General features: G+C 48.8%; 19 protein-coding genes. 13 read left to right on the forward strand and 6 right to left on the reverse strand.

Annotated features, from left to right (window positions below):
• The first annotated feature begins 86 nt into the window (after positions 1 to 86).
• From PJI16_05305 to PJI16_05320, 4 genes are all read left to right on the forward strand, one after another.
• Entirely contained in the window at positions 87 to 1,367 is a 1,281-nt protein-coding gene (locus PJI16_05305; GenBank protein ID MDT3776974.1) for an FIST N-terminal domain-containing protein, read from the forward strand.
• Between the two features lie 119 nt (positions 1,368 to 1,486).
• Positions 1,487 to 1,825 (forward strand): FKBP-type peptidyl-prolyl cis-trans isomerase, encoded by a 339-nt coding sequence (locus tag PJI16_05310; GenBank protein MDT3776975.1) that lies wholly within the window; start codon positions 1,487 to 1,489, stop codon positions 1,823 to 1,825.
• The gene (gene gcvT, locus PJI16_05315) at positions 1,825 to 2,922 is read left to right on the forward strand and encodes a glycine cleavage system aminomethyltransferase GcvT (protein ID MDT3776976.1); all 1,098 of its coding nucleotides are present in this window, start codon (positions 1,825 to 1,827) and stop codon (positions 2,920 to 2,922) included. The genes PJI16_05310 and gcvT overlap by 1 nt, the downstream gene beginning before the upstream one ends.
• 9 nt (positions 2,923 to 2,931) lie before the next feature.
• The gene (locus PJI16_05320) at positions 2,932 to 3,477 is read left to right on the forward strand and encodes an NUDIX hydrolase (protein MDT3776977.1); all 546 of its coding nucleotides are present in this window, start codon (positions 2,932 to 2,934) and stop codon (positions 3,475 to 3,477) included.
• 227 nt (positions 3,478 to 3,704) lie between these two features.
• Here PJI16_05320 and PJI16_05325 read toward each other — a convergent pair whose 3' ends face one another.
• The gene (locus PJI16_05325) at positions 3,705 to 4,538 is read right to left on the reverse strand and encodes a sugar nucleotide-binding protein (GenBank protein ID MDT3776978.1); all 834 of its coding nucleotides are present in this window, start codon (positions 4,536 to 4,538) and stop codon (positions 3,705 to 3,707) included.
• Positions 4,539 to 5,821: 1,283 nt separating this feature from the next.
• On the opposite strand from PJI16_05325, the gene PJI16_05330 reads away from it, so the two are divergent.
• Complete coding sequence (locus PJI16_05330; GenBank protein MDT3776979.1) at positions 5,822 to 6,196, forward strand: response regulator; 375 nt, start codon at positions 5,822 to 5,824, stop codon at positions 6,194 to 6,196.
• Positions 6,197 to 6,329: 133 nt separating this feature from the next.
• Positions 6,330 to 6,716, forward strand: coding sequence for a response regulator (locus tag PJI16_05335; protein MDT3776980.1), 387 nt, complete (start codon positions 6,330 to 6,332; stop codon positions 6,714 to 6,716).
• Positions 6,717 to 6,901: 185 nt separating this feature from the next.
• On the opposite strand, the gene PJI16_05340 is transcribed toward PJI16_05335, so the two are convergent.
• A complete protein-coding gene (locus tag PJI16_05340; protein MDT3776981.1) occupies positions 6,902 to 7,093 on the reverse strand; it encodes a hypothetical protein in 192 nt (63 codons plus the stop codon).
• A 60-nt stretch (positions 7,094 to 7,153) separates the two neighbouring features.
• On the opposite strand from PJI16_05340, the gene PJI16_05345 reads away from it, so the two are divergent.
• Together PJI16_05345 and PJI16_05350 are read left to right on the forward strand one after the other, a co-directional pair.
• Positions 7,154 to 7,561, forward strand: a complete 408-nt coding sequence (locus tag PJI16_05345; protein MDT3776982.1) for a CBS domain-containing protein — start codon at positions 7,154 to 7,156, stop codon at positions 7,559 to 7,561.
• A gap of 183 nt (positions 7,562 to 7,744) precedes the next feature.
• Positions 7,745 to 8,671: a TerB family tellurite resistance protein gene (locus tag PJI16_05350; protein MDT3776983.1), complete on the forward strand. Its 927-nt coding sequence runs from the start codon at positions 7,745 to 7,747 to the stop codon at positions 8,669 to 8,671.
• A 558-nt stretch (positions 8,672 to 9,229) separates the two neighbouring features.
• Here the strand turns inward: PJI16_05350 and PJI16_05355 are convergent.
• From PJI16_05355 to gcvP, 3 genes are all read right to left on the reverse strand, one after another.
• Complete coding sequence (locus tag PJI16_05355) at positions 9,230 to 9,853, reverse strand: hypothetical protein (GenBank protein MDT3776984.1); 624 nt, start codon at positions 9,851 to 9,853, stop codon at positions 9,230 to 9,232.
• A 973-nt stretch (positions 9,854 to 10,826) separates the two neighbouring features.
• Entirely contained in the window at positions 10,827 to 12,086 is a 1,260-nt protein-coding gene (locus PJI16_05360) for a dicarboxylate/amino acid:cation symporter (protein MDT3776985.1), read from the reverse strand.
• Between the two features lie 66 nt (positions 12,087 to 12,152).
• The gene (gcvP, locus tag PJI16_05365; protein ID MDT3776986.1) at positions 12,153 to 15,005 is read right to left on the reverse strand and encodes an aminomethyl-transferring glycine dehydrogenase; all 2,853 of its coding nucleotides are present in this window, start codon (positions 15,003 to 15,005) and stop codon (positions 12,153 to 12,155) included.
• Positions 15,006 to 15,456: 451 nt separating this feature from the next.
• Here gcvP and PJI16_05370 point away from each other — a divergent pair, with 451 nt between their 5' ends.
• Positions 15,457 to 16,776 carry an amidohydrolase family protein gene (locus PJI16_05370; protein MDT3776987.1) on the forward strand — a complete coding sequence of 440 codons (1,320 nt, stop codon included), beginning with the start codon at positions 15,457 to 15,459 and terminating at the stop codon, positions 16,774 to 16,776.
• Between the two features lie 13 nt (positions 16,777 to 16,789).
• On the opposite strand, the gene PJI16_05375 is transcribed toward PJI16_05370, so the two are convergent.
• Positions 16,790 to 17,392 (reverse strand): hypothetical protein, encoded by a 603-nt coding sequence (locus PJI16_05375; GenBank protein ID MDT3776988.1) that lies wholly within the window; start codon positions 17,390 to 17,392, stop codon positions 16,790 to 16,792.
• Positions 17,393 to 17,726: 334 nt separating this feature from the next.
• Here PJI16_05375 and PJI16_05380 point away from each other — a divergent pair, with 334 nt between their 5' ends.
• The 4 genes from PJI16_05380 to PJI16_05395 all read left to right on the forward strand — a co-directional run bounded on the left by PJI16_05380 (position 17,727) and on the right by PJI16_05395 (position 22,290).
• Entirely contained in the window at positions 17,727 to 18,017 is a 291-nt protein-coding gene (locus tag PJI16_05380) for an HU family DNA-binding protein (GenBank protein ID MDT3776989.1), read from the forward strand.
• 461 nt (positions 18,018 to 18,478) lie between these two features.
• A complete protein-coding gene (locus PJI16_05385) occupies positions 18,479 to 19,240 on the forward strand; it encodes a tetratricopeptide repeat protein (GenBank protein MDT3776990.1) in 762 nt (253 codons plus the stop codon).
• Positions 19,241 to 19,697: 457 nt separating this feature from the next.
• Positions 19,698 to 21,107 (forward strand): nucleotide 5'-monophosphate nucleosidase PpnN, encoded by a 1,410-nt coding sequence (gene ppnN / locus PJI16_05390; GenBank protein MDT3776991.1) that lies wholly within the window; start codon positions 19,698 to 19,700, stop codon positions 21,105 to 21,107.
• Positions 21,108 to 21,882: 775 nt separating this feature from the next.
• Positions 21,883 to 22,290 (forward strand): DUF4168 domain-containing protein, encoded by a 408-nt coding sequence (locus PJI16_05395; protein MDT3776992.1) that lies wholly within the window; start codon positions 21,883 to 21,885, stop codon positions 22,288 to 22,290.
• Positions 22,291 to 22,293 lie beyond the last annotated feature (3 nt).

The following is a 22,293-nucleotide window of genomic DNA, read 5'->3' on the forward strand; positions in this document are numbered from 1 at the left end:
CAACCTCTAGGGTGGATTTTCTATGGTCTTATGGGAACTGCCTGAAATGAGGGCGAAATTCACCAACCTTTCTGCATGGACATCGTTTGGCGGGGATTGCTAGACTCAAATCCGATTTAATTACGATGCAGTGTCATGTTGCCCTTTCCCAAGAATCTCATCCTGAATTGGCCGCTCATGCGGTGGCAGCATCAGTGCATGAGGCGTTAGGCGAAGCAGGGTGTCATCTCGCATTTGTCTTTTTTTCCCCCCACTTTTCCTCAGAAATCCAGCGCATGGTCGATATCATCCACGAGACCCTTCGTCCTCAGACATTGGTTGGGTGCATGGGGCAAGGGATAATTGGGGCCGATCAAGAAATAGAAGAACATCCAGGTCTGGTGCTCTGGGGTCTTAGAAGCACCGACATGCGAGTGGTCCCATTCATGTTAACGCCGAAGATAGAGGGTGAGGTAGCTTCACTAGAGGGCTGGCCGGTTGGATTAGAATCCACGACTCATCCTTACACGTTTTTCCTCTTTGCTGATCCGTTTTCTACCCCCATTGATGAATTATTGTCCCTGTTGGAGGAACAGGCCCCTGGCTCGTCCGCGATTGGAGGTATTGCCAGTGGGGGCATGGATGTCGGGGAAAGCCGCCTGGTCTTTAATCGGAATATTATTGGATCGGGGGTGGTCGGAGTGGCTGTTCAGGGTGGAGTGGAAATCCGGACAGTGGTGTCCCAAGGGTGTCAACCTATTGGAGAACGTTACGTTGTGACCAAGGTCGATCAGAATGTCATTCAGGAGTTGGGAGGAATCCCCCCATTGGAACGGTTGGAATCCACTCTAAAATCGTTGGATGAACACGAACAACAACAAGCGGCGCACGGGCTGCAAGTGGGCATTGCCATGGATGAACATAGACCCGAATTCGGCCAGGGGGACTTTTTGATTCGCGGCCTGTTAGGAGCCGATCGGCAATCCGGGAGTCTGGCCATCGCGGATTTTGTCCAGGAGGGCCAGACGATTCAGTTCCATGTTCGGGATGCTCATGCAGCGAGTGAAGACTTCCATTTACTCCTATCCAAGGAACGGGTGACTCATCCGGACAGTCCGCCTAAGGGCGCGTTGTTATTTAGTTGTAATGGGCGTGGTCGGCGATTTTTCGAAACTCCCCACCATGACGTGGCCACTCTGCAACACCAGATGGGGGCCATTCCCATAGCGGGGTTTTTTGCAGGTGGAGAAATTGGCCCCGTGAGCGGGAAGAATTTTTTGCATGGCTATACGGCCAGTCTGGCGCTGTTTTATGAAGAAGTGTCTCGCCCCTCAAAAATGGACATGACATCGGATACGTTCAACACTAGCAAAGAGAGAGGTTCATGAAAAACGGTATGACGTTACAATCAGGTCTTCGATTACCCGTATTCATTATAGGGTCTTGGATCATTCTCCTCATCATATTTGTTTTGAATCCCCTGTCCGGAAAAGCCGCGGAAGAAACGATGGTGACCACGACGTCTGGATTACAGTACGTCGATCTCGCTCCTGGCTCCGGGCGCGAAGCCCATGCGGGAGAAACCGCAATAGTCCATTACACGGGGACGCTTACCGACGGAACAAAATTCGATAGTTCGAAAGATCGGAACGAACCATTTTCATTTCGTTTAGGAGCCGGCCGCGTGATTAAGGGTTGGGACGAAGGGGTCGAAGGTATGAAAATCGGTGGTATCCGCAAATTAGTTATTCCGCCTCAGTTGGGATACGGTTCCAGAGGAGCCGGATCAGCTGTTCCCCCCAATGCAACCCTCATTTTTGAAGTCGAACTGCTCGACCTGCGTTGATGGACGAAACACCGCTCGCTCACGCCCATCGGGCGCTCAATGCCAAGCTGGTGGATTTCGCCGGATGGCTCATGCCACTACAATATACCGGTGTCCTTGAGGAATACCACGCTGTCAGGAAAGCGGCCGGTTTCTTTGATGTCAGTCACATGGGACGCATCGAGATATCAGGAGATCAGGCCGAAGCCTTTCTGCAATGGATCAGTACCAATGACGTGAGCCGCCTCCAGATAGGGCAGGCGCAATATGGCATGTTTTGCCAATCTTCAGGGGGCATTCTCGATGATGTGTTTGTCTATAAAACCGGGTCATTCACCTTTTTGGTTTGTGTCAACGCTTCCAATCGGGAGAAGGTACTCCAGTGGTTCATAAAGCACCAGCCGGAAAAATTTCCTGGAGCAATTGTTCGTGATCGATCGGAAGAACTGGCCCAAATTGCGATCCAAGGTCCCGCATCAAAAGCTATCATGCAAAAACTCCTTGGGGCACAAATCGACGGCCTGAAGCCCCGTAGGTGTTTGGCCCTGGAGGGAATGGAGTTTTCCGGTTTGCTGAGTCGGACGGGATATACCGGAGAGCTTGGATATGAGTGGTATGTGCCGGCGGCGCAAGCGTCCCTCGCGTGGGATCGATTACTGAAGGCCGGCGCAGAATTCGAAGCCAAACCCGCAGGATTAGGGGCGCGAGATCTTTTGCGGTTGGACGTGGGCTACTTGCTGTATGGCAACGATATGGATGAGAACACCTCGCCACTGGAGGCCAATGCCGAATGGGTGGTGGCCTGGGATAAAGGTGAGTTTCAAGGACACCTCGCGTTAGGCAAGCAAAAAAAGGTTGGCCTCACCCGTCAGCTTGCTGCATTCGAAATGGTGGAACGCGGCATTCCCCGCCACGACATGGCTATTTTCAGCAATGGGCAGTCGGTGGGCAGGGTCACCAGTGGAAATTTTTCACCAATTTTACAAAAAGGGATTGGCTTAGGATATGTGCCCCCTGCGCTGTGCAAAGAAGGAATGTTGCTCGAAATCGACATTCGTGGAAAACGGGTACAAGCCAAGATTGTCACACTCCCGTTTTACAAACGTCCAAAAACCTAAAACCTCATAATGAGTGAAACGGGAAACTCTTTGTCGACGGAACACATCTACGCCGGAAAAGTCTTAATACTCAATCGCGAAACCGTGATTTTGCCCAATGGGCAGTCCACCCAATTGGAAATCATCCGCCATCCTGGCGCCTCGGCCGTCGTGCCGATTAAAGGTGACGGTACCGTCATCCTCATTCGGCAATTCCGCCATGCGGCTGGGGGATTCATTTATGAAATCCCAGCAGGCAAACTTCATCCCCAGGAAGACCCCCGCCTCTGCGCTGCACGAGAGCTGGAGGAAGAGATTGGGTATCAGGCCGGTCAGTTGGAGTTGCTTACCAGTATTTGGACCGCTCCAGGATTTACGGACGAAGTCATCCATATCTATCGCGGAACGGATCTGAAGCCGGGCCGTCAACATTTGGACGAGGATGAAGTGTTGGAAGTGGTGGAATGGCCGCTCAAAAAGGCGATGGCCGGCATTCAGGACGGCACCATTCGTGATGCCAAAACCATCATTGGTTTGCAGCTCGTATTTCTAGCCTCCCATTCTCAAGCGGGCTAGCCGATTTCAGATTGATGGGAGAAGTGCGAATTCCTCACGTTGGTTACACCTGCCTCACAAGAGTAAGAAATCTCCAGAACGCTGTTTAATCCCGCAGTTCAACTTTTAAAAAACCAGGCATCTGTGCTTTGGCTGAAAGTAAAAAATCAGGCCCGAGCAGTAGGAGTTCTAAGGGCTCAATTTGTAAGATATTCTAAAAGACTGCTTGGGTTTGGGGGTTGGATTGCTCATCCATCCATGACGCTGGCTAAGGGTTGAGAAAGGATATCTGCATATGCACTAGTTAATTCCACGCGGCCCAAATGTGGGGCGGGCCGTTGATGCCGGCTTTCGCACCTGAAAGCGGGAGGTTCACCCAAAATCGCCATCAGGTGATTGGCTAATTCGACTCTCGAAACAGCCCGGGTGGCAGAGATATGTCGGATGCCTGTCTCATTGCTCTGTGCCAATGTCATGACGCGTCTGGCTAGGTCCGTCACCCAGACCACGGAGCGAGATTCATCTTCAACAATGGTAATAGGAAGGTTTTGTTGAGTGCGGTAACGAAGCCAATCCAGATGACCGGTTCGCCCGTTCGGTGAAGGGCCAATTGCGAGGCCTGTGCGAATCACTAGCGACTGATGTCGTCCCAAGGCCAGCTTTTCTGCGTTAACACGCGTGTGGCCGTACACGCTAATAGGGCACGGGAGCGAATGTTCATCATACTCCCCATCCCCACCAAAGACATGATCCGAAGACACATACACCAATCGGATATGGTCTGGTAGCTTCTCCACCACCCGGCGGAGATGTTGGACGTTGATCTCATGAGCCCAATCGGGGTCCGCTTCACATTTCGGTACATCACACACCGCATGGCAATACAACAGGACATTCGACTGATACTGGGCAAAGATGCGTTCCACCCAATCAGAATTTTCCAACTGGAGGACCGGCCATTCCCTGACTGATTCCGACGTATTACCGGGCGAGATAAACGGCAAAATGGTTCCCGGAAATAATCTGGCCAGGTTGAACCCAAGAATGGAGGTCGCGCCAAAGAGGAGCATGGATTGGGTCATCTGAACCGAATTGTTGAGGCGATATAAATCATGAGGTGGTTATCTCCTTAATGAGTCAACATTTACAATACTCAGTCTAGTAAAATGCATCCCTCTCCTTTTGAGACTTTTTTGACTTCATGTGTATCCATTGAGTTAGAGGGAAGGATGAGCATAACTCCGGCTTTGAATCTCAGGTCATGATTGGATCAAAAGTAAAATTCACCACCCTCCTCAATCTCATTCAGCAGCCCTAATGAGGACAATATGGGGATGCTTTAATATTTTCTATCAAAGAAGGAGATTATCATGTTTCACATCATGGTTCCGATGGGGGACAGGTTAAATCGTATTGGGGTTAAGGTTCATCCTTGTCATGCCTAGAGATTATTTTTAGTTCCATCTCCTTACCTAGTCATGATCCAAAATTGAAATTGATATGCCGAATTTTATGCTTGAAAGGATTCAACGAAGACGACATTGCGCGACATTCCAATCCGTTAGATGAAGTGGGTAGCATCAGAATGGCCAATGTCCGATTTCCGACGATTTTCCGCAATTGCGAAAGGCTTGGGCCATCGGTCGGATATCTGTGAAAGAAGTTCACTTTCATTGGGCCATCGCATCTTGAGTAACCCTCCATTCTTCCCGACTCAAAAAAATCCTCCAGGAGAAAAACAGGATCCTCAGCAAAGAAATATCGGTTGGATGCAATTGGGAAAAATCTGTTTTCCTGCTTCAGGTACCATCAAAGTTAGGATTGGATGCAAAAACTTGGTGATTTCTTTTAGCAAGTTTCTCATGAGGTATCAAATGATAAATGAGAGGCGTGTTCGAAATAAGAACCCATTTGGGTTTCTCTAAGCAAAGGACCTGTACACCCTTCCTATCACTAGAGACGCTTTCTTCTTGCTTGAGAAAAACATGGGAGTTTTAGGAAGCAGGATAAATATTTCCTTAGGAGAACACAGGTATAAATAGTTTCCTGCACAACCAAAGGGATACGTCCCTTATCTCTTTAGATATCTGAATCAGGATAATCCTCGCTCTTAATGAAACATTTGAGAGAGCCCTAAGAAGATTTCACTTTTAATTTCAATGTACTACTTCAAAGGATTTTTTGAAAACGCTTCACAGAGAGCTTGGCAGTACTTTTGCTTATATCGGAGGTTGAGCCGAACAGGGACTAATCGGTTCATGGCCTTCCTATCAGATAGCGCGTAATGAATCTGGAAACGAAAAGCGAGGTCGCAGGCCCGAGGTCTATCCTAAACACCTATGTGGCCATTTCTTGGGTATAGCATATGAATAAACCAATTCTGTTAATCGATGACGACCGACCCTACAGGCAGGCTTTGCGCCTGTATTTGGAGCATCACGGGTTTACCTGTAAGGAAGCCGAGGATGGCCGGGAGGCCCTGGTTCTTTTGGATGAAGGACTCAATGTGGACCTCGTCTTATCAGATTTTCATATGCCCGTTATCAATGGGCTCGAATTTCTCAAAGCTCTGTCCTATCGTGTGAAGGGGAAGGATATTCGAGTCATACTCGTGAGTGGTAATATGACAAAGGAAATAGAAAAAGAAGCCAAGCAAGCAGGGGCTTTTGCGCTTCTGGAAAAACCGTACGATTTCCAGGAGCTTCTGGGGTTGGTGGTGTCCCGAGCCGACAAAACATAGGTCCTCATAGGCGTCCTCTGTAAAACGGGGGCATAAAGTTTTTGTCCCTGCAATTGGACAAAACCCTCAAAAGAAAATAAGCAATGTTGTGTGTTGGAAGGAAACGGTACCTAGACGATAGGGAGGTGAATATTTGAAAGGGAGAATTTTACTCTTGGATGATGACCCCGAATTATGTTCAACCCTGCGTGTTCGGTTGGTGATGGAAGGCTATGATGTTCGGACCGCTTCCGATGGCCGATTGGGATTGAAGCTCTATCATGAGAGTCCCGTTGATCTGGTTATTACGGATGTACTCATGCCTGAAATGGACGGTCTAGAAGTGATACGCGTCCTTGCTGGAACACCATCTCCTCCCTTAATTATTGCCATGTCGGGAGGTGGGGACCGTGATTTGGGATTTTTGGTAGAGGCGGCTGAGTTTGGTGCCACCCGTACACTCCCCAAACCCTTTCTCCTGGAAGATCTGGTGAGTCTTGTGAAAGAACTGCTGAGTACCCTGCCCCATTCATCGGCATGAAATTTTTGTTCAATTCCGATTAGCGATGTTTCCAAAGATCCAAAGAATCTGAAACATGGTACCCCACGGACAGTGGTGGGAAAATCCGAAAGACGAATGTTCCTCTACCTGAGGTGAAGGAGATGTGTAGTTGGATTGCTGAAATGTGGGTGGCAAGTTAACAGTCCTGGACCGTGATTTTACCGTTACTGCTCTGTGGAATCCTGCAGATAGAAGAGCTTTCCACATGACTGCCGGCCCTTCTCCTGGTACTGTTGATAGAATGAAGTATGACCAAACCCCTGTAAACTTTTAATTCCAGGATGCCGAATAGGAGGGTTGACGGTCACAGCAGATGACGGGAAAGGTATGTGGAAAGGAATGACTTCAGTCATCATATAACATGAGGACCTCCTAAGGTGGAGTCAGAGACGAGAGCCCAGGTGATCGGTAGAATTATGGCGACCAGAGTCGTCACCATTGAAATGGATGATTCACTTGAGGTGGTTCGAGATATTTTCAAGAAAGTCCGATTTCATCATCTACTGGTCGTTGATAACCAACAGCTAGTGGGAATCATTTCCGACCGTGATATGTTGAAAGCCGTCAGCCCGTTTGTCGGCACGATGTCGGAAACCACTCGGGATCGAGCGACCCTCAATAAACGTGCTCATCAAATTATGTCGCATCATCCGGTGACGGTTTGTTCATTCTGTTCTTTGCAGGAAGCGGCTCAACTGATGTTAGCTCGAGGGGTCTCTTGCCTCCCGGTGACCACCAAGAATGGAGAGGTTCTGGGGATAGTGACTTGGAAGGATGTGTTGAGAGCCGTTCTGGGTTTCGATGGATTCACGGATGTTTCATAAGTATTTTCATGCCGGTTCCGGTTTCGGGGCATGCCGCTTGTTTCTGCCTTGCCGGGTTTTTTAGACTTTCCACCTTCGGTATACTGCCCTTAGAATTTCCCTCTTCATTTTGAATGTTGTTGACAAGGCAGGCAAGCCTGGGAATTACAGGTATGCCACCTCATGCTGAAAGGGAGGATAGGAATGGTCGATAAAAGCTTTATTCTTGAACTTGGCAAACTGTTGATCGGTGCCGCATGGGCTGACGGGACACTGTCACCCACCGAAGTGAACGGGCTAAAAGAACTGTTGTTTCAATTGCCGGATATTTCCGGAGAGGAATGGATGGAATTGGAACTGTATATGGTTTCTCCAGTGAGCGAGGAAGAACGACAACGTCTCCTGAATCGTGTCCTAGGACGTATGGGATCGGCAGAGGATAAAGCCCTGGCTTTGGCGACACTTGGGAAGCTCGTGTCCTCTGATCCATCAGGAGGGGATCAACAAACAGAAGTGGTCCAACAGCTTAGGGCTGATCTTGAGAAGGGCAGTAGTGGGTTTTTAGAACATCTTCGACGACCATTTCGTCAAATCCTGAATCTGCGGGGGCAGCACTATACCGAAGAGCATGATCGTGAAAGTCGATTGGAAGATTTCATTAAGAACACCATATATTTCCAGGTCACGATGGAATTACGAGACCGGGGCATTACCTTTGATCTTCCTGATGCTGAGATTCGCAAGCTGTGTCTTGCGGCGGGATTGATGGCACGAGTGGCCGGGGTTGATCATGTGGTGGATTCAGTAGAAACCACGGTCATGGGTGCCGTACTCAAACGTCACTGGGCATTAACAGACGAACAGGCCCAACTGGTGGCGGAAATCAGTCATCACCGGATATTCCGAGGGCTGGATAGTGTCCGATTGGTGAAACGTTTTAAGGAGTTAACGACGAGAATTGAACGGAAAGAGTTTCTCCATTGTTTATTTGAAGTGGCCAATGCGGCCGAACAGACTTCGTTTGAGGAAATTGAGGAAATTCGAATTATTGCCAAAGGCATGGACCTCAGTCACCAGGATTTTCTTGATGCCAAGTTGGCTGTTCCGCGAGAAGATCGCAAGGGGCTTTAGAAATTTTAGCCTACACGGTTCGTAAAGTTGAGAATGCCGGGTTTCGTCCCGGCAGCCGAGCCACTTTTGTTTCGGCAAAAGTGGCCAAAACCAGTGACGCCCCGTCCGGCCATATTGGAGGGTCGGACGCAGGATTGAAGAGCGGACCAACTCGCTGCGCTCAAACAAGGCCCGCCAGTTGATTAGAGCGTCCGACCCGAGGGCCGGAACGGCAGGCGTCGGATATGGGGGAGAATGGATGCAGTTGAAGGGGTTCGGAACATTTAAGCTACGCGCGTCTTGACTCCAATGTCAGCTGTACGACTTGGTCTTGCCACAGACCAACTTTCTTTTGCCCCTCGCCCATTTGGGGGAGAGGGAAGGGTGAGGGGGGAGACGGACAATGTTGAATGGGCGTGGCGGGGAGCCGTAAGTGATTCCTCTCAACGGCTGACCGAAATAAAAAATGTTAATAGATCAATCCAACACTTGTCTCCAAGTGTTTCTGTCAGGAATTAGGCTATTTCTATATACAAATTTTGGATAGTTTAGCTCTTGGTATATTGGGAAGGGATTAGGTCAGGTTGATTGATTTTCAGAGTTGGAAGAAAAAGTTGAATTTATTTCCGTGATTTCCCAATCCAGGTACCTATTCCCTGTCCATGCTTGTAGTTTGCCATATGGAACCAATAGCCCAGCCAGTTCGTTCAAGTGATCCCTCTGAAAATGCGTTAGGGAATTCCACCAAGTTTCTGAAAAAAAAGTATTTTCAACATAGGCAAAAATAAATTCAAGAAGAATACTTGGAATGTTCTGTTTGTCGATAGCGAGAAGTGCTCTAAAGAAATCCTTACATTTGGAAAAGCGCCTTGGCCAGGTTGCAATAAATACTCCTCCTTGTTCCGTAGATACAATACTAATTGAAAATGTTTGGGCTGGAACAGGGGCCGACAAAAGGTCCTGTAATAATTTGCCATTAACATCAAATTCCACATGGATCACTCCTGTGCTTGTGAATGCCAGGGTTCCCTTAAAGTCAATGACAACCTGATGGATCGAATTGTAAGAGTTTTCCATAATGGCCTTGTCATATTCCTGCTTGATTGGCGTCAAGTCTTCAAGGCCTTTACTTAAGCCTTCATTACTTGTTGCTATAAGATCCTGTATAAAGAATTGCTCATAAAGAATTCTTCCCTTATCCAAAGAACTTTTCAGAAAGGGCACTGAATCCTTTACTGTGATTTTTTGGTAGAGTGCATGGCAAAGAGCTCTATACCCGACAAGAAAGCACTGCTTATCTGTACCAATAAATCCCTCATCTTCAAGATTTGAGAAAAGGGAGTTGTCGTGATGGCTACAAAAACCTCGAAAGGTTGAGGCTTTTTTCCAACCAACACGATGTAATTTTAATTTATTGTGTTGATCTTTCTCTGGCGGATAAAAACTGAGAACGTGATTATCGGATGAGGTAATCCTCTCTATTGCTCCACGTCTTTGAATAGTATGAGCTTGAATAATCTTAGTACATTGTTCTTTTGATGCTTCCGGGTGGAGGCAAACTTTTTTGGTAAATTTTCCTCAGGACGTCATTGATTTTCCCAGGCGGAAGGGGGAAATCTTGAATTCTATCGATGTGGCATTCCTGGAAAGTTTTTCCTGAACCACACCAGCAGGGAGCATTGTCCATTTTCTTTAGATTCCTCTATGTCAAATCGCAGATAGCATTCTCTATGGTTGAATTGGAGGTAAAATAATGAGGGTATATCATAACTTATGCCTTGAGTCCCGATAGGCCGTTTACTGCGGTTTTAGTTCTCACGTGCTCTTCAAGCGAAGGCCTTTCGTCGCCCTTGCTCATCAAGCTGGTGAATCCATTTCATACATCCTTATTTTACTCCCTTTTCCAAAAGTTCGACGCCTGCAGTCAGGCCTTGGGGGCGGACGCTCTTGCTCATCCTGCGGGCCTTGTTTGAGCCTGGCGAGTTGGTCCGCTCTCCCTCTGGCGTCCGTCCCATCTGATTTAACCTGACTGGGCGTCAATGGTTTTGGCTACTTTTGCCGAAACAAAAGTGGCTCGGCTGCCGGGCCGAAACCCGGCTTTTCTCAATGGAGATGGAGTTCTGAATTTATTTGTTGAAGGTTCAAAGTCGAAGTCTAGGCGGGCAAATAGAAAAAATTATGTCTTAGTACCAGATTCCCAGCGGTCGATGACGGCGGCGCCGACGGCATCACCCCAGACATTCACGGCGGTTCGGCAGCGATCCAGAAACCAGTCTACCACCAAAATCAGTGAAATCCCTTCAATGGGCAGATCCACGGCTTTCAAAACGATAACCATCGTGACCAGACCCGCTTCCGGGATTCCAGCTGCGCCAATGGCGGAGAGTGTCGCGGTGACCAGGACGATAAGCGTTTCACCCAATCCCAACTCGATGCCATAGGTCTGTGCGATAAACATGGCTGCGACTGCTTCATAGAGGGCGGTCCCATTCATGTTGATCGTGGCGCCCAGTGGGACCACAAAACTTACCACACGTCGGGACACCCCGGCTTCTTCGATCAGACTTTCCATCGTCAAAGGGAGGGTGGCCGAACTCGAACTTGTCGAGAAGGCGGTCATGAGCGGCGTGGTCATCGCTTTCGCATAGGAAGGAACCGATTGCTTTCCCAATATTCGTAATGCCAAGGGAAGGATCAAGAACCCATGAATGCCGAGGGCGATAAGTACCGTAGCGACATAGGTGCCCAGGCTGGAGAGCTGGGGCCAAAAACCTGAAAATCCACCTGCCTCTCCCAATCGCCCTGCAATCAAGGCTCCGATTCCCACCGGTGCCACCCACATCAGTAGATGGACGATGGCCATCATGGCATCGTTTATTCCTTCGAATAAGCGAATGACCAGGATGCCTTTTTCTCCGATGGTGGTAAGGACGCCACCAAAAATTAGCGCGAAGACAATCAACGGTAAGATTTGCGTTTCCGCCATAGCGGCAAACAGGTTTTTTGGCACTAAGCTGGTCAGAATAGTTTCGAACAGCTCAACGAGGGAGGTCGGTTGGTCCTTCATCTGTAAGGAAACTTCCGATGGCGGAGCCGGGGCGGTTCCGTTGGGTAGTTGCTCGAGTGGCACCCCGGGATGAAGAACAATCACCAGGATCAATCCGACCAAGACGGCCAGGCCCGTGGTGGTCATGAAGAACAGCACGGTTCGAATGCCGAGAGGTCCCAATTGTCGAACATCACCCAAACTGGCGATTCCCACAATCATGGAACTCACTACCAATGGCACGACAAGCGCAAATAACGCCTGAAGAAATAGATCACCCAGGAATTGGATGCCCAATCCAAAGGACGGGAAAAGACCTCCCAGCAGGATACCTGTGAAAATCCCAAGCAGCATGCCGATCAACAGGTTGTGGGGGCCGGAGGTCTTCAAATGACTAGGCCTGGTTAGTTATAGGGAGAGAGACTAGATGGAGTTCTCGTATGGCAAGCCAGTGATTTAGGAAGGATAGGATTCCATGGGTGGACAGGTACAGACCAAATTTCGATCTCCATAAACGTTATCGATTCTGGATACGGATGGCCAAAATTTATGCTGCCGTAACCAGGGAGCTGGAAATGCAGCGGTTTCGCGGGTATAGGGGTGTGGCCATTCGGATTGGGCGATGACCTCAATAGTATGAGGCGCATGTTTTAAGGGATTATTGTCGCGAGGGAGGTGTCCCTCCTCAATCTCGGCAATTTCCTGGCGGATCAGGATGAGTGCGTCGCAATACCGGTCTAATTCCACCTTGGATTCACTTTCGGTCGGCTCGATCATCAGGGTTCCGGGGACCGGCCACGAAATCGTGGGAGCATGGAATCCAAAGTCCATGAGCCGTTTGGCCACATCTTCGACTTCTACCTCTGCGGATTTTTTGAAAGGTCGCAGGTCTAAGATAAATTCGTGAGCCGCCATGCCGTTTTTCCCGGTAAAAAGCACAGGATAATATTTAATCAATCGGCTGGCCATATAGTTGGCATTTAAGATGGCCACTTGCGTGGCTTTTGTCAGTCCCTCACTGCCCATGAGTTTGATAAAGACCCACGAGATAGGAAGAATATTCGGGCTGCCATACGGAGCAGCGGCGATGGGACCAATGCCTTTTGATCCTCCCACCTTGGCCAAGGGATGACCTGGTAGAAAAGGAGCCAAGTGGGGTGCGACGGCAATGGGGCCCATCCCTGGGCCTCCTCCACCGTGGGGGATGCAGAAGGTTTTATGCAGGTTGAGATGACACACATCGGCGCCAATCGCACCTGGGCGGACCAGGCCAACCATGGCATTCATATTGGCACCATCCAAATAGACTTGGCCTCCGTGCGTATGGAGGATTTCACAGACCTTGCGAATGCCTTCTTCAAACACGCCATGGGTGGAAGGGTAGGTGACCATCAAGCAGGCCAGGGTGTCATGGTATTGGGCTGACTTGGCTTCTAAATCAGGAATGTCGATGTTTCCATGGTTATCACAGGCGACAGGGACGACCTTCAGTCCGGCGATGACCGCACTCGCAGGGTTGGTCCCATGCGCCGATACCGGAATGAGGCAGATATTCCGTTGTCCTTGCCCCCGCTCCTCCTGATAGGCCCGGATAACCATCAACCCGGCATATTCCCCCTGCGAACCGGCGTTGGGTTGCAGTGAAACAGCCTCAAATCCGGTGATCTCGGCGAGCCATGCTTCCAAGTGTTGAAACAACAACTGATACCCTTGCGCCTGATCGCTGGGGGCAAAAGGGTGTAGCCGACTGAATTCCGGCCAGGTCACGGGAATCATCTCGGCCGTCGCATTGAGTTTCATCGTGCATGATCCCAATGGAATCATGGAATGGACGAGGGAGAGGTCTTTGGATTGTAGCCGATACATATACCTGAGCAATTCGTGCTCGGAATGATAGTCGTGAAAAACAGGATGTGTAAGAAAAGGGGAATGTCGCTGAAGGGTGGGTGGGATGGATGAACCGAGCTGTTCCGCCAGATCGTTTAAGGAGAAGGGAAGTGACTCATTGTCGGTAAAGAGGGTCAAGAGCTGGCTCACGTCTGTGATAGTGGTCGCCTCGTCCAACGCGATGCCAAAGGACCCGTCGGCATATTGCCGAAGATTCATGAAATTCTGCTGACTATTCGCGATGATTTTGGCCTGGCTCAGGTGAGGGCACCGAACCCGTAGGGTATCAAAGAAGGCATTAGAGTCGAGTTGGCATCCCAAGCGACGAAGACCTTCGGCCGTGAGCGCAGTGAGCTGATGAACAGTGGTGGCGATGTTCTTTAATCCTTCTGGACCATGGTAGACCGCATACATGCCTGCAATATTTGCCAGCAGCACCTGTGCGGTACAAATGTTACTCGTTGCCCGATCGCGCCGGATATGTTGCTCCCGGGTTTGGAGCGCCAAGCGATACGCCTTTTGACCATGAGCATCTTTGGATACTCCCACCATCCGGCCTGGGATGTGTCGTTTAAAGGTTTCTTTTGTGGCCAGAAATGCTGCATGAGGGCCGCCATAGCCCAGCGGTACTCCAAATCGTTGCGACGACCCCACCGCAATATCCGCTCCCCATTCACCCGGGGGCACCAAGAGGGTCAGGGCAAGGAGATCGGTACTGACCACGACGAGTGCACCGGATTCATGTGCCTGGTTGACCAAGGCTTCATAAGAGCGGAGCGTACCGTCAGTGGATGGATAGGAGAGGAGAATTCCGAAGGTCTCATCGTTTGAAAAATTTAATGTGTCTGGATTTCCCACGGTAATTGAGATATTCAATGGCTGGGCTCGAGTCTGCAAGACGCTAATGATTTGCGGATGACAATCATCCGCGACGAAAAAAGTCTGTCCATGCAGGGTGCTGAGCGCACGACACATACTCATGGCTTCCGCCGCCGCCGTGGCTTCGTCTAACAGTGAAGCATTCGCCAGAGGAAGTGCGGTTAGATCGGCGACCATTGTTTGGAAATTGAGCAACGCCTCCAATCGTCCCTGGGCAATTTCCGCTTGATAGGGCGTGTATTGGGTATACCATGCGGGGTTTTCCAGAATGTTCCGTCCAATCACCGGAGGGGTCAGACAATCGTAATAGCCCATGCCGAGAAAAGATCGATAGATCTGATTCCGTGCGCTCAGGTGGCGGAGTTCTGAAAGTACCTCTTCCTCAGATTGTGCCCTTGGCAAATTCAAGGACTGGGTTAGGCGAATGTCCTGCGGAACCGTGGCTTGCACAAGGGCATCGAGGGAAGACAGCCCCAGTGCTCCTAACATTTCCTGGATTTGGCTCTCACTGGATCCGATATGGCGGTGGGCGAACGTGGTCATGCCTGACTATACCTCTTTGATGTTGAAGGATAACCCTCAAGCAGTTGGGAAGGTTGTTGCGTTAACCCTGTTGAGAAAATAACGGGTTTTTGTCCGGAATCAATGGTGAAATACTTCGAGCGGTACTCGGAAGAAAACATAGCTGACAAATGCGTCTTTCATAAATAGAGAAAGGAGATGAGGCAGTATCTTCGAAGATTATCATGTTTATGATGATTCCGCAAAATTTACATGCCGACTAATACTGTCAATGTGGTTAATTACCAGATGTTAAAAAATGAACGCGGTCAGGTTGAGTTGTGCTCAGAGGGAGGACGGTAAACATTCCATGCTTGTCGGGAAGATTTTTACAGAAATGAGCCTTATCGCTTATGTTGCGGATTTGGACGTATATACGGTAGAGAAATCTGAGGGGAGTTAGTAACAATTATATCTTGAAGAGAGGAATATCATGATTGTTCTCTCAAATATTCACAAACTCTATGATGGGACATCCGCAACAACTGAGTCTATTCACGAACGGGTAGATGTGTGGATTGATGAGGGAACCATCAAGACGGTTTCTCCACATAACCCTACTCGTCCGCAAGGATCTAATGTTCAGCGGATCGACTGCGCGTCCTTTACCGTCACCCCTGGACTTATCGACTGTCATGGGCATGTGACCCTTTGGGGAGTGGGAAATGCTGAACTGGACCGAATGAATTCCCCGGAGGCTCCGTTTTGGGCTGAACGTATCTTATATCGCACATTAGTTCAGGGAGGCGTGACGACTTTGCGGGATGTGGGTGGAGCCACCTCTGTCCTGAAGCGGCTTGTGGATCAGGGGGTGATGTTGGGTCCACGTCTCAAGTTGGCTATTTGTATGCTCTCCACCACCGGAGGGCATGCGGATTTTCGAGGGCCGGATCGTTGCTGTGGGGCGCTTTCCCGTCTGTGGCCCGCTGGTCCCGGTCGTCCGTCCAGTATCGTCGATGGACCGTGGGAATGTCGAAAGCGGGTCAGGGAGATTGCCGCCTGCGGGGGTGATCTTGTGAAAATTTGTGCCAGTCCGGGTGTGGTCTCCCCTTCCGACCATTTAGAACATCGAGATTTTACTCTTGAGGAAGTGGAAGCGATTTGTGATGAAGCGGCTGGGCGTGGGATGTATGTAGCGGCCCATGCCCATAGTTATAATGGCATCAAGCTGGCTATTCAAGCTGGGGTGAACGATATCCAACATATTTCATTTATGAATGAGGATCTAGCCGAACTCGCGTATGCGAAAGGGTGTGTGGTGACTCCGACTGCATGGGTGGGACAGAGATTGGCTCAGTCAGAGGGATTTAGTGACTTCATCCGCAGCAAAGTTCGACAGGTGGCCGAAAGCCATGCCCAGGCAGTCAAATCTGCGCAAGCCAGCGGGCTCAAACTGTTGGCTGGCACTGATCCGGTATTGCCTGATATGCATGGCCGGAATTACATGGAGTTGGTGGCATTGATTGCAGAGGGCATACCGCCTCTGGCGGCATGGTTTGGAGCGACGGGGTTGGCGGCAGATCAACTTGGACAAACTGATACGGGAAGACTCGTAGAGGGGAAACGCGCTGACATTCTGGTGTGCCGGGAAGATGTGGTTGAGGACCCGTCACGCTTTCAAAACGGAGCCCTCGTGGAGGTGTTGAAAGATGGATGGGCCTATCGGAATGGACTTCCGGGTATGAGGCAACGTACATTTTCGGGCTGCGTGGACTTGGCCCTCGGATCAAGCGCTACTCCGGAACAGAATTGAACTGTAATGATTTTTAGGACAATGGTTGTGTGTCTGTTTTGGGTGTAGGGGCAATATCATCGCCTGTTTCAGCGACTTCTTCCATATCCACGATGAGATCGCCCTTCGGGGAATAAAACCCCTGTCCGTCGATTTGCACAATGCCATTGCAGTTTTCCTGAAAAAATTCCAGAATCCAGCCGTTAAAATCATAGCCCTCATCAGTCATATCTTTTTTCACCATTTGGGTGGTGGCGATGAAGCGAGCTGTTGAAATACATTCTCGGGCAATTTCAGCTTCGACATCATCAAAGACAGTTATACGATTGAAAAAAGAGGTTTTTTCTCCTTCAAACACGTCCTGATAGGTGCCACGGTTGCGCACGCAAAATAACTGAATGGGTTTCCTCTCCCGGCTATAACCGAGAGATATATGAACCCAATCCCAATCCTCAAGAGCGGCCGGATCCATTTTGGGAATCAGCGGAACCTGATTCTTGGATTTGAGAAAGTCTAAAAGCAACTTCAGTGGTGGGCTATCTTCCCGCGTGCAAAACACCCGTGAATACGTCAGTTCTTCCTTTTCGGGAGTTTCTGATTGTTTGGGGGAGGGGAGAACAGGTAACTCTTTTGCCATGATCAATGCCTCGTGAGTGTTGTGCCAATTGCACGTATGACTAAAATAGGTAAAATGTGTATTCTCGCTACTTTACCGTGGTAAAAGCCGAGGCAGCAAGGCAGAAGAATCATTTGAGAAATTATGGTAAAAGAATATTCCCCGCACTGGGCTTGTTTTTTGTTGACAGTTTTTGAGCCATTCGGTAGACTCTGGCGCCGTTGTGACAGAGGGGAAAGGTGTTCCTGCGTTAAACTCTTTCTCCAAAATGACAGACAAGGCAATCCTTCCTTGGAATTTTAGAATCAACAAATGGTGTCTCTTACTAAACAATTCAATTGAGGAGGAAATGTGTATGGGAAAGGCCATGACAAAGTCCCAGATTGCCGATCACCTGGCTAAAAAAGCGGATGTCACCAAGAAAATTGCGACGCAAATTCTTGATGATTTTGCGGCTTTGGCTTATAAAGAAGCCAAAAATGCGTTTGTAGTACCTGGTGTTGGCAAGCTCGTACTTGCGCACCGAAAAGCCAGAATGGGCAGAAATCCCCAAACTGGAGCCGCGATTAAAATCCCAGCCAAGCGGGTAGTGAAATTCCGAGTGGCCAAAGCGGCAAAAGATGCGATCTTGGGGGTTAAAAAGTAACTGTACACTTCCCAAGGAATTATCCTGTCGGCTTTTCCCTCTCTAAGCCGGTTGGTTTAAATGAATGTAGGGGAAGGCCACACCTTTCCCATTAGAATGTCCTTCAACAGCCGAGTCCAGACATCTGGACTCGGCTGTTGTTTTATGAGGCTGAATGGGCTCTATAAAGACTCAAAGGGGATGGGACACCTTTCAGGCTGAATGTCGCAACTGCCCTTCTCCCAAAAGCTTACATCTGGGATTTTCATGATCAAGATGGTATTCAGGCCATAGAATGTTGCTACTCCTCGATCCGGTGATACCTTCCAGCTCTTTGTCAGAGAAAGGTGCATTCTTGTCAAGGTGCGGCTCCGGGTATAGGCTTACAGGCAGGAGCAAGCATAGTGAGTCGTTGTCGGATGGATGTTTTACCGAATTTTGTCTGAGAACTGAACAATTGTCACGGGATTTTCTTTAACATCATGGCCAGCGCTGCTTCGCATCTCGGCGAAATTTTTCTGCATCGTGGGAATCTTTCAAAAGCGCATGAGTGCTATGAACAGGCTACCGAGGAGGCAAGGCAATTGGGATCTCCCAAGGCCTTGTCAGATGCATTGGGTAATCTGGGAAATGTCAGCGCCTTGTTAGAACGCTATGAGCAAGCCGAGGCCTGTTATCGAGAAGTTCTGGAAATTCAACGAACCTTGCAAGAAGCGCATGCTATCGGGGAAACACTGGTGAATTTAGGAAGCCTTAAAGCCGACAGGGGAGAGCCGGAAACGGCGCACGCATTTTATTTGGAAGCTATTGACTATTTAACCCCTTTAGGCCATGACCGGGCGTTGGGTATTTTATATAGCAATCTGGCCCTGCAGGAATTGCATTTACATCAGTCCGAACCTGCCATTCAAGCCTTTCACAGGGCTTTAGACTACCATCGCAAAGTGGGGAATGAAGACGGCTTGGCTACTACCTATGGGCAACTTGGGAAAACCTTTCTTCACCTGGGCTATCTTGAACGGGCCGAGGCCTGTCTCAATAATGCGACTGAACATTTCATCAAGCTAGGAAATACCACGGGAGAGGCAGGGGCCTTGCGTCTATTGGCTGACGTCTATCTGGAGCGAAAAGATACCATCTCAGCACTTCGCTGTCTGGAGCGTGTGGTGCAAATCGATCTGACCTATCGTCTTCCACAATATGAAGATGATCGTCAACGATTAGCCTGTTTGCGTGATTCCTAAGTGGACTTTCCTGAATAATAGTCTTCATGCTGGTGGAATTTGTTTTGCGGAAATTTCCAAGCTTTTCACGAGTCTGTAATGAGAGGTCATCACCCCATAAAGGAGTGAAAATTATTTGTTCTGGTTTTCCAATTGAACTTAGAATCCTGCCAGCACTATCCTGCCTTTTTCAACTCTGGACGCGGCTCCGGCGAAATTCTTGGCGTTAGGTTGGGCCGTAAAGTTCGGTCCAGAATTTCCAGGCCATGAGCCCGTGCCTCAAGGGCAGAACCAGCTTCTTTACGTAATCGTAGCACCGTATATTTTGCCGGATGTGTTCCCATTCCATTTGTGCATTAGGGCGTGTTCTGACACCGACCATAGAGCCTGAACACGTCGGTGTGATAAATTGACCTCCTCCTGGGGGCCAGTATTTGGCCCCGTTCACACACAAAGGGCTAGGAGCTAGAGCGTAAGAATGGAAAACAATCGTGAGTACATAACGTCGAAGCGAACATCCTCAGGGCAGGGCGTGAGTGTGAGCATCACCCCCGATACGGCTATGCATATGCTGTCGCAGCACGAAGTGGAGAAGCTCAGGGAAACCAGTGAGGGCGGCTTGCATGAACTATTCAGAAGTAGTGCCCTGGCGGTCCTAACGAGTGGGAATGATACGGACGACACGAAAGCATTTTTTGCCCGCTATGCAGATTTCGACATTGCCTTGGAGCAAAGGGATCGCGGAGTGAAGCTTGAACTCATCAATGCCCCTGCCAGCGCGTTTGTGGATGGGGAAATTATTCAAGGAATTAAAGAGCATCTCTTTTCGGTGCTACGAGACATTATTTATGTCCATAACGAAATACACCACAATAAAAAATTCGATTTAACCACCTCCAATGGGATCACCAACGCGATTTTCCATATCCTACGAAATGCGGAAATCATTCATTCGGTGGAGGATCCACATTTGGTGGTGTGCTGGGGAGGCCATTCAATCAGCGAGGTCGAATATCGCTACACGAAAGAAGTCGGGCATCAACTCGGTTTACGTTCCATGGATATTTGCACGGGTTGTGGTCCAGGGGCTATGAAGGGACCGATGAAAGGAGCAACGATCGCTCACGCGAAACAACGTATTAAAAATGGTCGATATTTGGGCGTCACGGAGCCGGGTATCATTACGGCTGAAGCTCCGAATCCCATTGTAAATGAATTGGTGATTATGCCGGATATTGAAAAACGTCTTGAAGCGTTTGTTCGTGTTGGACATGGGTTTGTCGTGTTTCCCGGCGGTGCGGGGACTTTGGAGGAAATTCTCTATCTCCTCGGTGTTCTACTACATCCTGACAATAATGAGGTGCCCTTCCCGCTTATTTTTACGGGCCCCCAAGGCAGTGCCAGCTATTTTGAAACCATTGATACCTTTATCAAGCAGACACTTGGACTTCATGCGGCGCAACGGTATCAAGTCATCATTGATGATCCTCAGCGTGGAGCCTATGAAATAACGACAGGCATACAACGTGTACGGGAATTTCGAAAACGGACACATGACGCCTTCTATTTCAACTGGCACCTGACCATCGACCATGAATTTCAAAAACCATTTGAGCCGACACATGAGTCGATGGCGAAATTGAATCTCCATGCCGACCAACCGATTCATATGTTGGCTGCGAATTTGCGTCGGGCATTTTCAGGAATTGTTGCCGGCCATGTGAAGCCACAAGTGCTCAATGCCATTGAAAAAAATGGGCCATTTAAAATTCACGGGGATTCAACGATTATGAGACTCATGGATGAACTCCTGCAATCCTTCATTAACCAACACCGGATGAAAATTGATCAACAGAATTTCAAGCCTTGTTATGAAATTATCGCCTAGTCCTCGGATGGCATCTTTTGTTTTCGAGAATAGCGTTCTCCCCCCATCTCTTTAATTGAAGTTGGGCTTTCCGCTTTCCCGCAAATACCAAATTGTAGAATTCTACCCAACATCATCTTCATGGTTTTTCGCAATTGTCAGCTTAATCTTGCCTTTTAATATTCCGGCGCTTGTAGACGTGATTTTTTGCAACAAGGAATCGAGCATGGTCCCCCGGTCTTAGTATTCCCTTTGACCTGTATAGACTCTTCCTTGGATTTCCCCCTGCCAATTAAAGAATCAAATCAAAGGTGCTCCCTTTACAAAAGCAAAAAGACGAAGTCAATGGATAAGGTATTGACTCTTAATCCCAATACATCCAATCCCAAATGTAGGCCTCCCTCGTTTATTCTCAATAGAGTGTAGGTATATCGTTTGTATACGTAGGGTCTTCCCTACGCTATGTCTGGAAAAAGCAGGATATGCGAAAAGGAAGTCCTAGGGCCGGATTCTGCGCTTATGCCTTATGTTATGCCCTGTAGGTTGGTACTTCTGTGCCTTGTGCGGACATTTTGGCCTGGCTTTTGCGTGACAAGTAAAATAGGGATGAAAAATCCCGTCATGAAAAAGATTACGTTGGCCCGATTCTATCCATGTCGATCCTAAAGGAGATTCAAATTTTCTGGACTTATTGCTTGAGTTTGCACCGTGGCCGTTTCGGAAAAAAAACATGTAGGTTTCCTTGGTCTCAGCTTGCTGAGGAATATTAATTTTAATTTAAAAAGGGAGAAATGGTATGAAATCCATAGCAATGAGGTTACAGAAGTTGGGTGTGCTGCTAGTGGTCCCGAGTGTCCTTGGATTGGGATTTCTTTCTGTCGCGAATGCGCAAAATGTCAATTCCCAGCCACAGGGAGTTGAATCCCAACCTGCGCAGAAAGAATTGATTGAGCCGAATCTCCAACCTTTTGCTGGGGCTTACAAGGAAATCTCCCAGATTCATTCGACATACAAAGAGCGAATTATGCAAGCAGATGACCCAAGCAAAACGGAATCTCTCCAACAAGAGGCTAACGAGAAGATGAGCCAGGCCGTCACGGATCATGGCCTGACCATTTCGGACTACAATGCTATTTTTCAATCAATTCAAAATGACCCGGCCCTCAAGGAAGAATTCATGACGGTACTGAATCGAACACAGTAAATG

This window comes from Nitrospira sp. MA-1, from assembly GCA_032139905.1.
Classification (GTDB): Bacteria; Nitrospirota; Nitrospiria; order Nitrospirales; family UBA8639; genus Nitrospira_E.

Bases quoted from the DNA above. Each gene is read 5' to 3' on its own strand.
- ppnN (MDT3776991.1), top strand. From the start codon at position 19,698: ATGGAAAACAATCGTGAGTACATAACGTCGAAGCGAACATCCTCAGGG.
- PJI16_05330 (MDT3776979.1), top strand. From the start codon at position 5,822: ATGAATAAACCAATTCTGTTAATCGATGACGACCGACCCTACAGGCAG.
- PJI16_05325 (MDT3776978.1), bottom strand. From the start codon at position 4,538: ATGACCCAATCCATGCTCCTCTTTGGCGCGACCTCCATTCTTGGGTTC.
- PJI16_05345 (MDT3776982.1), top strand. From the start codon at position 7,154: ATGGCGACCAGAGTCGTCACCATTGAAATGGATGATTCACTTGAGGTG.
- PJI16_05370 (MDT3776987.1), top strand. From the start codon at position 15,457: ATGATTGTTCTCTCAAATATTCACAAACTCTATGATGGGACATCCGCA.
- PJI16_05340 (MDT3776981.1), bottom strand. From the start codon at position 7,093: ATGATGACTGAAGTCATTCCTTTCCACATACCTTTCCCGTCATCTGCT.
- PJI16_05385 (MDT3776990.1), top strand. From the start codon at position 18,479: ATGGCCAGCGCTGCTTCGCATCTCGGCGAAATTTTTCTGCATCGTGGG.
- PJI16_05375 (MDT3776988.1), bottom strand. From the start codon at position 17,392: ATGGCAAAAGAGTTACCTGTTCTCCCCTCCCCCAAACAATCAGAAACT.
- PJI16_05395 (MDT3776992.1), top strand. From the start codon at position 21,883: ATGAAATCCATAGCAATGAGGTTACAGAAGTTGGGTGTGCTGCTAGTG.
- PJI16_05380 (MDT3776989.1), top strand. From the start codon at position 17,727: ATGGGAAAGGCCATGACAAAGTCCCAGATTGCCGATCACCTGGCTAAA.
- PJI16_05320 (MDT3776977.1), top strand. From the start codon at position 2,932: ATGAGTGAAACGGGAAACTCTTTGTCGACGGAACACATCTACGCCGGA.
- PJI16_05310 (MDT3776975.1), top strand. From the start codon at position 1,487: ATGGTGACCACGACGTCTGGATTACAGTACGTCGATCTCGCTCCTGGC.
- gcvP (MDT3776986.1), bottom strand. From the start codon at position 15,005: ATGACCACGTTCGCCCACCGCCATATCGGATCCAGTGAGAGCCAAATC.
- PJI16_05350 (MDT3776983.1), top strand. From the start codon at position 7,745: ATGGTCGATAAAAGCTTTATTCTTGAACTTGGCAAACTGTTGATCGGT.
- gcvT (MDT3776976.1), top strand. From the start codon at position 1,825: ATGGACGAAACACCGCTCGCTCACGCCCATCGGGCGCTCAATGCCAAG.